We start from the raw sequence: 12,691 nt of genomic DNA, 5'->3' as shown, positions 1-12,691 counted from the left end.
GCGGGGGCGAGGGGCGCGCAGAAGCGGGTTGCGAGCTCTTGCGAATGCTTCGCAGAGAGCCCCTATCATCGAGCGGCCCGTTGCGGGCAGGAAGTGAGGGGGACGCCATGCACGTACCCGACGGATTCATCAACGCGCCGGTCTCCGCCGCCACCGCCGCCGTGGCCGCGGCGGCCGTCGCCGTGAGCCTGCGCGGCGCCCGGCGCGAGCTCGACGACAAGGCCGCGCCGCTGGCCGGCCTCGTCGCGGCGTTCGTCTTCGCCGTCCAGATGCTGAACTTCCCCGTCGCGGCGGGCACCAGCGGGCATCTCCTCGGCGGCGCGCTCGCGGCGATACTCGTCGGCCCGTACACGGGAGTGCTCTGCATATCCGTCGTCCTGCTCATGCAGGGCGTCCTCTTCGCGGACGGCGGGCTCACCGCGCTCGGCGTCAACATCACCGACATGGGCATCGTCACGACGGTGGTGGCCTACGGGGTCTTCCGCGTGCTGGTGCGGCTGCTGCCGCGCGGGCGTACGGGCCTGAGCGCGGCGTCCTTCCTCGCGGCCCTCGTCTCCGTGCCGGCCGCGGCGGCGGCGTTCACCCTGATCTACGCGCTCGGGGGGACGACGGACGTCCCGGTGGACCGGGTGTTCACGGCCATGGTCGGCGTCCACGTCCTGATCGGCCTCGGCGAGGCGGCGATCACCGCGCTGACGGTCAGCGCGGTGGCGGCGGTCCGCCCGGACCTGGTCCACGGGGCGAGGGGTGTGACGAAGCCCCTGGAACTCCGGACAACCCCGGAAACGGCACCTTCCGCTCCGGGAAGCCCGGAAATCTCTTCCCGCCGCGACGGCGATCAGCCACAGCGGCGCGATCCGGCGGTGCCGGACCACGGCACCCCGGGGGCACCCCGCAGCGCCACGCGCCTCTGGCTGGCCGGCGTCGCCGCCGCCCTCGTCTGTGCCGGCGGGCTCAGCTACTACGCCTCCACCAGCCCCGACGGCCTCGAAAAGGTCGCCCACGACCAGGGCATCGACAGCAAGGAAGAAGCGCACGCCGCCAAGGACTCCCCCCTGGCCGACTACCAGGTCAAGGACGTCGCGGACGAGCGCCTCTCCGGCGGCCTGGCCGGCGTGATCGGCGTGGGCGCCACCCTCGCCGCCGGCACGGGCGTCTTCGTCACCCTGCGCTGGAAGCGCGCCCGCACGGCGGCCCGCGCCGGGTCCGAGTCGGCAGCCCTCTGACATGTCCGCCGGCCACGCCCACAAGCTCTACCGCCCCGCCCGCACCCCCGTGCACTCCCTCCCCCCGCACTGCAAGATCGCAGCGGTCCTGGCCTTCGTCGTCACCGTCGTGGCGACCCCGCGCGAGGCGGTCTGGGCGTTCGCCCTGTACGCCGTGCTGATCGCCGCCGCGGCGGCAGCGGCCCGCATCCCCGCCGCGTTCCTGCTCCGCCGCCTCCTGATCGAGATCCCGTTCGTGGCGTTCGCGCTGCTCATGCCGTTCGTCGTGCCGGGCGAGCCGGTGGCGCACGTGCTCGGGGTGCCGCTCAGCGGCCCCGGCCTCTGGGGCGCCTGGAACGTCCTGGCCAAGGGCACCCTCGGCGTCGCCGCCTCCGTCGTGCTCGCCTCGACGACGGAGCTCCGTGCGCTGCTCCTCGGCCTGCAGCGGCTGCGCATGCCCCCGCTGCTCGTCCAGATCGCCTCGTTCATGATCCGCTACGGGGACGTGGTGACCGACGAGATGCGCCGGATGCGCATCGCCCGCGAGTCCCGCGGCTTCACCGCCCGCGGCGTGCGCCACTGGGGCGTGCTGGCCAGGTCCGCGGGCGCGCTGTTCATCCGCTCCTACGAGCGGGGCGAGCGCGTCCACCTGGCGATGGTCAGCCGGGGCTACACCGGCACGATGCCGGTGACCGACGACGCGCCCGCGACCCGTACGCAGTGGACGTACGCCGCCGCACTGCCGCTGGCCGCCCTCGCGGTCTGCCTGACCGGATGGACCCTCACATGACCGCCGCACCCCGCACGGCCGACGCCCCCTCCCTGGCCGTCTCCGGCCTCGCCTACGCCTACCCCGACGGCCACCAGGCCCTCTTCGGCGTCGACCTGGAGGTCGCCCGCGGCGAGCGCGTCGCGCTCCTCGGACCGAACGGCGCCGGCAAGACGACCCTCGTCCTGCACCTCAACGGCATCCTCGGCGGCGGCCTCGGCACGGTCCGCGTCGCGGGCCTGCCCGTCGAGAAGCGGAACCTCGCCGAGGTCCGCCGCCGGGTCGGCATCGTCTTCCAGGACCCCGACGACCAGCTGTTCATGCCGACCGTCCGCGAGGACGTCGCCTTCGGCCCGGCCGCCGCGGGTCTGCGCGGCGCCGAGCTCGCGGCGTGCGTGGAGAAGGCCCTGGCGCAGGTCGGCATGGCCGGCTACGCGGACCGGCCCCCGCACCACCTGTCCTTCGGGCAGCGCCGCCGCGTCGCCGTGGCGACCGTCCTCGCCATGGAGCCGGAGATCCTCGTCCTGGACGAGCCGTCCTCCAACCTCGACCCGGCCTCCCGCCGCGAGCTCGCGGACATCCTGCGCTCCCTGGACGTGACGGTGCTCATGGTCACGCACGACCTCCCGTACGCCCTGGAGCTCTGCGAGCGCTCCGTCGTCCTCAGCGACGGCGTCATCGCGGCCGACGGCCCGACCCGCGACCTGCTGTGTGACGAGGACCTCATGCGGGCGCACCGACTGGAACTGCCGTTCGGCTTCGACCCGCGGACCCCGTGCATCCCGGTCACCGCACGGCCGGACGCGGCGGACGCGGCCGCCGGGACGGCCCGGAGCTGACGGACTCCGTCCACCCCGGTCTACGCGCATTGACGAACACGTTGCACCATGGTGGAGGAATTTGCAGCAATCGGCACAGGAGCAGGCAACAGTGGTGGACGTCCAGGGCACGGTGACGGACGGTTTCGAACCGGTCCGGGACGCCTTCGCGGAGAACTTCGCCCGGCGCGGCGAGCGGGGCGCGGCGGTCGCCGTGTACCGCGACGGGCGCAAGGTCGCCGACCTGTGGGGCGGCGTGCGCGACGCCGACGGCGGCGAGGAGCCGTGGCAGCACGGCACCGCGCAGATCGTCCGCTCCGCCACGAAGGGCGTCGCCGCGGCCGTCCTGCTGCTCCTGCACCAGCGCGGCCAGGTCGACCTGGACGCCCCCGTCGGCACGTACTGGCCCGAGTTCAAGGCGGCCGGCAAGGAGCGCGTCCTCGTCCGGCACCTCCTCTCGCACCGCGCCGGCCTGCCCGCGCTCGACACGCCCCTCACCCCGGCGCAGGCCGTCGACGGCGTCAGCGGCCCCGCAGCCGTCGCCGCCCAGGCCCCGGCCTGGGAGCCCGGCACGGCGCACGGCTACCACGCCCAGACGTACAGCTGGCTGATCGGCGAGCTCGTCGAGCGCATCACCGGGCGGTCCATCGGCCGCTGGGTCGCCCAGGAGATAGCCGGGCCGCTGGGCCTGGACCTGTGGATCGGCATGCCGGAGCCCGAGCAGGCGGCCCGCGCCGGGCGCATCGCCGACATCGAGCCGCCGGCCGCCGCCGCGCCCTCGGCGGGCCTGCGCGTGCGCCCCAAGCAGTCCGTCACGGACGCCTACGGCGACCCGGAGTCGCTGACCCGGCGCGCCTTCGCCGCGATCTCCCCGGCGGCGGACGAGAACGACCCGGCGTACCGCGCCGCCGAACTGCCCGCCTCCGCGGGCATCGCCACGGCCGACGCCCTCGCCCGCTTCTACGCCTCCCTCATCGGCGACGTGGACGGCGTACGGCGCCTCTTCGCCCCCGCGACGCTGACCCTGGCCCGCACGGAGGAGTCCGCCGGGCCGGACAAGGTCCTCGTCGTCACCACCCGCTTCGGCCTCGGCTACATGCTCCACGGCCCGGCCTCCCCGCTCCTCGCCCCCGGCTCCTTCGGCCACCCGGGCCGCGGCGGCTCCCTGGCCTTCGCCGACCCGGAGTCGGGCCTGTCCTTCGCGTACGTCACGAACGGCATGCAGAAGAACGTCACCGCGGACCCCCGGGCCCAGGCCCTGGTCCGCGCGGTCTCGCGAGCGCTCGCGGCGTAGCTCGTAGCTCCCGCGGGTACTCAGGAGCGATCTGAGTACCCCGGCGGTGGTGGGCGGTCGCCCGCGCGGGCGAGGCTCGCGTGCATGGGAACGATAATGAGCGCGCGGGAGCTCGCCGCGGCGACGCCCGGGGCGCGCGACCGCGTCATCGACCTGCTGCGCGTGGCGTCCCTCGGGACCGTCGTGCTCGGGCACTGGCTCATGGCCGCCGTCACCGTGGACGACGACGGCCGGGCCGCCGTCGGCAACCTCCTCGCGGTCGAGCCGAAGCTGCAACTGCTGACCTGGTTCCTCCAGGTCATGCCGGTGTTCTTCTTCGTCGGCGGCTTCTCGCACGCCCTCTCGTACCGCTCCCTCACCCGCCGCACCGGCGGCGCCCCCGCCTACGCGCTCTTCCTGCGCGCCCGCCTCCAGCGCCTCCTCCGCCCCACGATGCTCTTCGTCGCAGTGTGGGGCGCGGGCGCGCTCGCCGTGCAACTGGCGGGCGGGAACGGGAACCTGACGGACGTCGCCGCCCGGCTCGTCGCCCAGCCGCTCTGGTTCATCGGCATCTACCTCGCCATGGTGGCCTTCACGCCGCCCCTCCTGCGCCTCCACGAGCGCTACGGCTGGGGCGCGTTCGCCGTCCTGGCGGCCGCCGCCGCGGCCGTCGACGTCCTGCGCTTCGCCGCCGGCGTCCCGTACGTGGAGTTCCTCAACTTCGCCTTCGTCTGGCTGGCCGTCCACCAGCTCGGCTTCCTCCGCGCGGACGGGCGCCTGCGCCGCCCGGCGCTCCTCGCCGCCGCGGGCCTCGCCGGGGCCGTCGCCCTCGTGGCCTTCGGCCCGTACCCGCTCTCGATGGTGGGCATGCCGGGCGAGAAGATCAGCAACATGGCGCCGCCCACCGCCGCCCTGCTCTGCCACGGCATGTGGCTGATCGGCGCGGTCGAGCTGCTGCGCGGCCGCATGACCCGCGCGGTGGCCCGCCCCCGCGTCTGGCGCACGGTCGTCGCCGCGAACGGCGTCGCGATGACGGCGTTCCTGTGGCACCTCACGGCGATGCTGGGCGTGTACGGGGCGATGCTCGCGGCGCACGTGACCCTGCCGGCGCCCGCGAGCGCGGCCTGGTGGCTGCACGTCCCGCTCCGCATCGCGGCCGCGGCGGTCGTCACGGCGCTCCTCGTCGCGGTCTTCCGCAGGGCCGAGCAGCCGCCGGCCTCGGTCTCCGCGGGGGCGCCCGCCGCCCGCCGCGGCGCCGCTCCCGCCGCCGCGCTCGGTGTCACGCTCGCCCTCTTCGGCGTGCTCGGACTGTCCATGGTGGGCTTCGGTGGACTCCTGGAGGGGCACTCCGCGGTGCTCGTCGCGGTACGGGTCACCGCGCCCGTGACGGTCATGATGTGCGCGGTGGGCTGGCTGCTCGTGGAGACGGCGGGGCGGGCGCGGCGCTCTGCGGCGTGAGACGCACGTCATCGCGTGGGGCGTACACCCAGGACTAACGTCCTGGTCCATGACCCCTTTGGTCGCCACGGCCGTCCTCATAGCCGCCATCACGCACGCCAGTTGGAACGCCGTCGCGCACGGCATCAAGGACCAGCTCGTCGCCTTCACGCTGGTCGGGGGCGGCGGGGCGCTGTGCGGGGTGGCGATGGCGGGCTTCGTCCCCCTGCCGGCGGGCGCTGCCTGGCCGTACCTGCTGGGCTCCGCGGTCCTGCACGTCGTCTACCAGCTGCTGCTCATGCGGTCGTTCACGCTCGGCGACTTCGGGCAGATGTACCCGATCGCCCGGGGCACGGCCCCGCTCGCGGTCACCGTCCTGGCCGCCGTGTTCGCCGGCGAGACGCCCGGCGGCTGGCAGGCGGCGGGCGTCCTCGTGGCCTCGGCCGGGCTGGTCGGGCTCGCGCTCTGGGGGATCCGGGGCTCGGGGAAGCGGCCGCACTGGGCGGCGATCGCCGCGGCCGCGGCCACGGGCCTCGCGATCGCCGCGTACACGGTCGTGGACGGCCTCGGAGTCCGCGCCTCCGGGACGCCGCTCGGCTACATCGCGTGGCTGATGATCCTGGAGGGGCTCCCGATCCCGGTGTACGCGATGGTGACGCGGCGCGGCGGGTTCGCGGCGCAGGTCAGGCCGTTCGCGGTGCGGGGACTGGCGGGCGGGGTGCTGTCCGTGGCCGCGTACGGGCTGGTGCTGTGGGCGCAGACGCGCGCGGACCTCGCGCCGATCTCGGCGCTGCGGGAGTCGTCGATCCTGGTGGGGGCGGCGATCGGGGCGGTGTTCTTCAAGGAGCGGTTCGGTGCGCCGAGGGTGGCGGCGGCGGGGCTGATGGTGGCGGGGATCGGGATGATGCTGCACGCGGGGTGAGGCGTGGGCTGCGCCGCTCACTGTCTCTTGAGCGCTTGTCGCAGGCCGAGGTTGCCGATGAGGATGCCGCCGTCCACGGGGAGGGTGACGCCCGTGATCCAGGAGGCGTCGCGGGAGGCGAGGAAGGCGACGGCCGCCGCGATGTCCTCCGGCTCGCCGACCCGCCCCAGCGGGTACTGCCCGGCCGCCCGCTCCAGCGCGCCCGGCCGGTCGTCCCAGCCGGGCGTGCGGACGGTGCCGGGGGCGACGAGGTTGACCCGTACGCCGCGGGGCGCGCACTGCCCGGCCAGGGTGCGGGTCAGGCTCGCGAGGCCGGCCTTGGCGGCGCTGTAGGCGTGGTTGCCGAAGTCCTGCTCGCCGTTGACGGAACCGATGCTGACGACGGCGCCGCGGCCGTCCGGGGCGGCGGCCAGGTGCGGCATGGCGGCCCGTACGCAGCGGAACGCGCCGGTCAGGGTGATGTCGAGGTCCCGGGCCCAGGTCTCGTCGGGGACGTCCTCGACGAGCGGGGGGTCGGAGTGGAACGCGTACGCGTTGTTGACCAGGACGTCCAGCCCGCCGAACCGCTCGACGGCGCGGGCCACGGCCGCCTCGACGGCCGCCCGGTCGCCCACGTCGCACGGGTACGCCTCGGCCGCGAGGCCGTCGGCACGGAGCCGGCTCGCGGCGCGGTCGGCTCGGTCGCCGTCAAGATCCGTGACGAGCACGCGGGCGCCCTCCGCGGCGAGGCGCCGCGCGATGGCGGCCCCGATGCCGCGCCCGGCACCGGTAACAAGGACGACGTACCCACCGAAGCGCTGCAGAGCCTCCATGAACGGCAACGGTAGGCACCTCCCGCCGCCCCCAAAAGACCGCCGCGGCGGCGGGGACGGCCGGAGCCGACAGCCGATCGTGCGGGCCGTCTCAGGACGCCCGCAGAACCGACGCCACGAGTGGGCCCGCCGAGTCGCCGCCGTGGCCGCCGCTCGGGACGACCGCCGCCGCGGCGACGTCGCCGCGGTACGCGGTGAACCAGCCGTTCGGCTTGGGCTGGCCGTCGACCTCCGCGGAGCCGGTCTTCGCGCCGATGTCCGGGCCGAGCCCGGACATCGCCCGGGCGCCCGTCCCCGCCGTCGCGGTGAGCCGCATCATGCCCCGCAGCTGCTCGGCGACACCCCCCGGCAGGGACCGCGGCGCCCGCGCGAGCTTCCGGTCGTCGAGCGACGGGTCGACGACGTAGGGCTGGTGGAAGGAGCCGGCCCGTACCGTCGCCGCCATCGAGGCGACGTTCAGCGCGGACATCTGCACCTTGCCCTGCCCGATCATCGCCGCCGCCTTGCCCGCCCCGGACTCGGCCGGCACGCTGCCGTCGAACGTGGCGAGGCCCGTCTTCCACTCCATCCCGAGCCCGAAGACGTCCCGCGCCTCCGCCGCGAGCGCCCCGTCACCGACCTCGCCCGCCAGCGAGATGAAGGCGGTGTTGCAGGAGGCGGCGAAGTCCTGCGCGAAGGTCGCGCCGGGGTTCTCGCTCTCCTCCACGTTGTGGAAGCGCATCCCGTACGTGGCGTACTTCGGGCACGGCAACGGCTTGCCGGGAGACGCCTTCCCGGCCTCCATCAGCATCGCCGACGTGATGATCTTCATCGTGGAGCCGGGCGCGGTCTGCCCCATCAGCGCGGTGTTGAACTCGGTCTTCTTGGAGTTGGCGATCGCGAGGATCTCGCCCGTACTGGCCTTGACCGCGACGACGGACGCGTCGTCGCGGAGGTTCACGGCCGCCTCGGCCGCCCGCTGGACTCCGGCGTCGAACGTGGTCTTCAGCTGGGCGGGCTTGCCCTTAGAGACGACGTGCAGGGTCTTGGGGGCGGAACTCCCGGCCCCGGCAGCGCCTTCCGGCACCGCCTGCACCTCCACCCCCGGCGCGCCCCCCGCCTTCTCCCCGAACCGCTTGCGCAGCTGCGGCAGGACGGACGCGAGCGAGGGATAGTCCTTGGCGTCCAGCTTCGCGCCGTTCCGGTCGAGCGCGTCGACCTGCGGCGGGGCGGCCGCGGTGGTCCGCAGGGTCTCGCCGTGCGCGAGCTGCGGATGGACGACGGCCGGCTGCCAGTCGACGAGCGCCTGCCCGCTGGTGCGCCCGCGGACGACGTCGAGCGAGGAGTCGTACGTCCACGTCGAGCGCTGCTCGCCGTAGGAGATCTCGGCGCTCACCGAGAACGGCACCTTGGCGCCCTGCGGCGCGCCCGGCTTGAGGGACACCTTCTCGACGTGCGCGGTCTCGCGGTAGCCGGTGAGGGCGGTGGCCGCCGCGCCGGAGTTGTCGGTCAAGGCGGCGGCCTTGGCCGCGTCGCCGGACTCCCACGCGGCGAGGAAGTCCTGCGCGGTCTTCTTGATCTCGGCCGCTGTCGGCGGCCCGGTTCTCAGCGGGGCGGGCTCGCCGTGCGCCCCGGTCGAGCCGTCACCCGCCACGGCGTCGACCAGGTTGTACGCGCCCAGGCCGGCCGCCCCCACGACCGCCGTCGCCACGACGCCGATCGCGATCTTCGCTCCCTTGTGCATGTGTTCCCCCTCCAGGCCCGTACCGGGCCTCCCCGCCCGACCGGTTTAATCATCCGATTAAAACCTCTGTGTGGGCACTGTACGGGAAGGCCGGGGCGCCGGAGGGGGCTATGGCCGGAACCGGTCCTTCAGGTTTCCTTCAGGGTTATTGAATCGCCGTCAGATCCACGTCAGCCCGGTCCACGTCAGATCCACGAGTCGAACCACATCCGGTTCCGCCACGCGTCTATCGGGATCGCATGGCCGGTGTAGATCGGCCAGAAGTAGACGAAGTTCCACGCGATCAGCAGCACCAGCGTGCCCGCACCGACCGCGCCCGCCACCCGCCGCCGCTCCGAGGACCCCGGCGGCCCCAGGATCGCGCCGATCATCATGGCCAGCGCCAGGCACAGGAACGGCAGGAACACCACCGCGTAGAAGATGAAGATGGTCCGCTCCTGCCACAGGAACCACGGCAGATAGCCCGCCGCGACCGCGCACAGCACCGCGCCCGCCCGCCAGTCGCGCCGCAGCGCCCACCGGTAGAGCAGGTACGCCAGCGCGAAGCACGCCGCCCACCACAGCAGCGGGGTGCCCAGCGCGAGCACCTCGCGCGCGCACTTGTCCGCCGCGTTCACCGGGCAGCCGTCCTCGCCCGGCTTCGGCGACTCGTAGAAGTACGAGACCGGGCGCGCCTGGACGAGCCAGCTCCACGGGTTGGACTGGTACGTGTGGGGCGAGGAGAGCGTGGTGTTGAAGTGCCACACCTCCTGCTCGTACTTCCACAGGCTGCGCAGCGGGTTGAGGACGCCGGAGAGGAAGCCGTCCGTGCTGTAGCCGCCGTCGTTCTCGGCCCAGTGCCGGTAGTAGCCGCTGTGCTGCCAGCCGTTCGTCTTGTCGTACGTGCCGCTGTTGGCGAACCAGCCGGTCCACGACGCCACATAGACCGCGATCGCCACCGGCACCGTCGACAGGAACGCCCACGGCACGTCGCGGCGCAGCGCCGAGCGGTACGGGCGGCGGGCGCCCGCCGTCCGCCGGGACGCCGCGTCCCACAGGACGATCATCAGGCCGAACGCGGCCAGGAAGACGATGCCGTTCCACTTCGTGGCGCAGGCCAGGCCCAGGAAGACGCCCGCGGCGATCCGCCACGGGCGCGGGCCCAGCCGCAGGCCGTCACCGACCCCGTCGTCGGGGCAGGCCACGCCGTCCGGGCCGACCGGCAGCGCGGCGGCCAGCCGGGCGCGCGAGCGGTCCCGGTCGACCAGGACGCAGCCGAACGCCGCCAGCACGAAGAACATCAGCACCGAGTCGAGCAGCGACGTGCGGCTCATGACGAAGTGCAGGCCGTCCACGGCCATCAGGGCGCCCGCGAGGCAGCCGAGGAACGTGGAGCGGAAGAGGCGGCGGCCGATGCGGCACAGCATCAGGACGGACAGGGTGCCCAGCACCGCCACCATGAAGCGCCAGCCGACGGGGTTCAGCCCGAAGAGCCACTCGCCCAGGCCGATGACCCACTTGCCGACCGGCGGGTGCACGACGTAGCCGGGGGCGTCCGCGACGTCGGACCAGCCCCCGATGACCTTGTCGTTGATGTCGTCCGGCCACTTCGCCTCGTAGCCGTACTTCCACAGGGCCCACGCGTCCTTGGCGTAGTAGGTCTCGTCGAATATGACGGCCTTGGGGCTGCCGAGGTGCCAGAAGCGGATGAGGCCGGCGAAGAGGGTGACGAGCAGCGGGCCCGTCCAGCCCGACCAGCGGGCGAGCCGGTGCGCGGCGTCCTGCCGCACGCCCAGCAGTGACCACACGCGCGTCCCCGGCTCCGGGAACGGAGGGACGAGCCGCTCCCGCACGTCCTGCTGCGGCCGGGCCGCGTAGCCGAACCGGCGGAGTCTGAGCTGCCACGGTGGCGGTTGCTCGGCTGCCGTCCGGCCTTGCGAGGCGTGCGTCGCGGTGTCACTGGTCACCGCGCCATCGTAGGGAACCAGCCTGTGGACCGGCGGATCACCGCCCGGGCATGTTCGCCTGCATCGCTTCCTCCACGACGCGGAGCTCCGCGGTGGGGCTGAACTGGACGACCTCGCTCCCCGCGGTGGCGAGCGGCACGTGCCCGCGCGGCAGGTAGAACGCGTCGCCCTCCTCGAAGACCTCCTCACGGCCTCCGTCGTCCGGGAACCGGTAGGTCAGGCGGCCCTTCAGTACGTAGCCCCAGTGCGGGCAGCTGCACGCGCCGCCGGGCAGACCCCGGAAGAGGCCGGTGCCGTCGACGTCATCGGTGAAGGTCACGAAGTCGACGGTGTACCCGTCGATGTCCTCGTGCCGGTGGACGATGGGCCCGTACGTGCTGACCTGCGCGGCCCGCTCCCTGGAAACCCTGGCCATGCCACCCACCTCTCTCGTACGGACCTCGACCCTTACAGGGTCCGCCTTCGCGGGCCCGCTCGCACGGGGGTGATCCCGGCACCGCCGGGCAGCTCCGTGGTGGTTGCGCGCCGCTGCGGCGGATTTTTCTTGCCTGCGGCAAGGAGGCGGGCCGCAGCCCGCGGCTTTACCTGTCGGCCGGATGGCCGGACACGCACTCTTGCCCGTCGGCAAGGAACCCCGCCCCGCGGGGCACCCGCCCCCGTCGGCAGGCGGGAGAAGCCGCCCGCGACGGGGGCGCACCCTCCGCCGTCACGCGACCCGCGCCGGAGGCGCCCCGCGCCTGGGAGGATGGGGGCGTGACTGGAACGCTCGTACTTGCTGGTACTCCCATCGGGGACGTCGCCGACGCCCCGCCCCGCCTCGCCGCCGAGCTCGCCGCCGCCGAGGTGATCGCCGCGGAGGACACGCGCCGGCTGCGCAGGCTGACCCAGGCGCTGGGCGTGCACACGACCGGCCGCGTCGTGTCGTACTTCGAGGGCAACGAGTCGGCCCGCACCCCCGAGCTCGTGGAGGCCCTGGCCGGCGGCGCCCGCGTGCTGCTGGTCACCGACGCCGGCATGCCCTCCGTCTCCGACCCGGGCTACCGCCTCGTCGCGGCCGCCGTCGAGCAGGACATCAAGGTGACGGCCGTGCCGGGCCCGTCCGCCGTGCTGACGGCGCTGGCCGTCAGCGGCCTGCCCGTGGACCGCTTCTGCTTCGAGGGCTTCCTGCCCCGCAAGGCCGGCGAGCGCCTGGCCCGCCTCCGCGCGGAGGCGGGCGAGCGCCGCACGCTCGTCTACTTCGAGGCCCCGCACCGCCTGGACGACACCCTCGCGGCCATGGCGGAGGCCTTCGGCGCGGACCGCCGCGCCGCGGTCTGCCGCGAGCTGACGAAGACCTACGAGGAGGTCAAGCGGGGCCCGCTGAAGGACCTCGCGGCCTGGGCGGCCGAAGGCGTACGCGGCGAGATCACGATCGTCGTGGAAGGCGCACCCGAGCCCGGCCCCCAGGAGCTGGACGCCGAGGAGCTCGTGCGCCGTGTGCGGGCGCGCGAGGAGGCCGGCGAGCGCCGGAAGGAGGCCATCGCGGCTGTGGCTGCGGAAGCAGGCCTACCCAAGCGCGAGGTCTTTGATGCGGTCGTCGCAGCAAAAAATGCGCCACACCAGGGCCCATAAGACAGTAAAGGGATAATCTGAAAAGCAAAGCTTAGGCCTGGCAACCTGGGACTTTGGGCAGTACCCCGCCAAGTTTGCCCCAATTCGGGGGAAGGGCTGCTGCGCCGTCGCCGGGATGGGCGTTCCCTGGATGTGGGACGTCCGGTCCCGGAGAGACTTGTCCTCAGGACAAGAG

At 73.9% G+C, this 12,691-nt stretch carries 11 protein-coding genes; 7 read left to right on the top strand and 4 right to left on the bottom strand.

Going from position 1 to position 12,691, the window contains the following annotated elements; all coding sequences use genetic code 11:
• The first annotated feature begins 107 nt into the window (after positions 1 to 107).
• The 6 genes from PS271_RS10815 (at position 108) to PS271_RS10790 (ending at position 6,424) form a co-directional block, all read left to right on the top strand.
• Positions 108 to 1,226, top strand: a complete 1,119-nt coding sequence (locus PS271_RS10815) for an energy-coupling factor ABC transporter permease (protein WP_398381742.1) — start codon at positions 108 to 110, stop codon at positions 1,224 to 1,226.
• Between the two features lies 1 nt (position 1,227).
• Positions 1,228 to 1,995: a cobalt ECF transporter T component CbiQ gene (cbiQ, locus tag PS271_RS10810; protein ID WP_398381741.1), complete on the top strand. Its 768-nt coding sequence runs from the start codon at positions 1,228 to 1,230 to the stop codon at positions 1,993 to 1,995.
• Positions 1,992 to 2,813, top strand: a complete 822-nt coding sequence (locus PS271_RS10805; RefSeq protein ID WP_398381740.1) for an energy-coupling factor ABC transporter ATP-binding protein — start codon at positions 1,992 to 1,994, stop codon at positions 2,811 to 2,813. Before cbiQ ends, PS271_RS10805 begins: the two co-directional genes overlap by 4 nt.
• A gap of 91 nt (positions 2,814 to 2,904) precedes the next feature.
• Positions 2,905 to 4,086, top strand: coding sequence for a serine hydrolase domain-containing protein (locus tag PS271_RS10800; RefSeq protein WP_398386800.1), 1,182 nt, complete (start codon positions 2,905 to 2,907; stop codon positions 4,084 to 4,086).
• An 84-nt stretch (positions 4,087 to 4,170) separates the two neighbouring features.
• Positions 4,171 to 5,523 carry an acyltransferase family protein gene (locus PS271_RS10795; RefSeq protein WP_398381739.1) on the top strand — a complete coding sequence of 451 codons (1,353 nt, stop codon included), beginning with the start codon at positions 4,171 to 4,173 and terminating at the stop codon, positions 5,521 to 5,523.
• Positions 5,524 to 5,572: 49 nt separating this feature from the next.
• Positions 5,573 to 6,424, top strand: coding sequence for an EamA family transporter (locus PS271_RS10790; protein WP_398381738.1), 852 nt, complete (start codon positions 5,573 to 5,575; stop codon positions 6,422 to 6,424).
• Between the two features lie 17 nt (positions 6,425 to 6,441).
• On the opposite strand, the gene PS271_RS10785 is transcribed toward PS271_RS10790, so the two are convergent.
• From PS271_RS10785 to PS271_RS10770, 4 genes are all read right to left on the bottom strand, one after another.
• Positions 6,442 to 7,227, bottom strand: coding sequence for an SDR family NAD(P)-dependent oxidoreductase (locus PS271_RS10785; protein WP_495656773.1), 786 nt, complete (start codon positions 7,225 to 7,227; stop codon positions 6,442 to 6,444).
• 100 nt (positions 7,228 to 7,327) lie between these two features.
• A complete protein-coding gene (locus PS271_RS10780; protein ID WP_398381736.1) occupies positions 7,328 to 8,959 on the bottom strand; it encodes a penicillin-binding transpeptidase domain-containing protein in 1,632 nt (543 codons plus the stop codon).
• A 185-nt stretch (positions 8,960 to 9,144) separates the two neighbouring features.
• Positions 9,145 to 10,905 carry a dolichyl-phosphate-mannose--protein mannosyltransferase gene (locus tag PS271_RS10775; protein ID WP_398381735.1) on the bottom strand — a complete coding sequence of 587 codons (1,761 nt, stop codon included), beginning with the start codon at positions 10,903 to 10,905 and terminating at the stop codon, positions 9,145 to 9,147.
• Positions 10,906 to 10,942: 37 nt separating this feature from the next.
• Positions 10,943 to 11,320 carry a cupin domain-containing protein gene (locus tag PS271_RS10770; RefSeq protein WP_398381734.1) on the bottom strand — a complete coding sequence of 126 codons (378 nt, stop codon included), beginning with the start codon at positions 11,318 to 11,320 and terminating at the stop codon, positions 10,943 to 10,945.
• A 338-nt stretch (positions 11,321 to 11,658) separates the two neighbouring features.
• Here PS271_RS10770 and rsmI point away from each other — a divergent pair, with 338 nt between their 5' ends.
• Positions 11,659 to 12,516, top strand: a complete 858-nt coding sequence (rsmI, locus tag PS271_RS10765; protein WP_398381733.1) for a 16S rRNA (cytidine(1402)-2'-O)-methyltransferase — start codon at positions 11,659 to 11,661, stop codon at positions 12,514 to 12,516.
• The last annotated feature ends 175 nt before the right edge of the window (positions 12,517 to 12,691 follow it).

The organism is Streptomyces sp. SCA2-17, assembly GCF_044336695.1.
The sequence above is the reverse complement of the archived record's forward strand: the minus strand, read 5'-3'. Positions and strand labels throughout refer to the sequence as shown.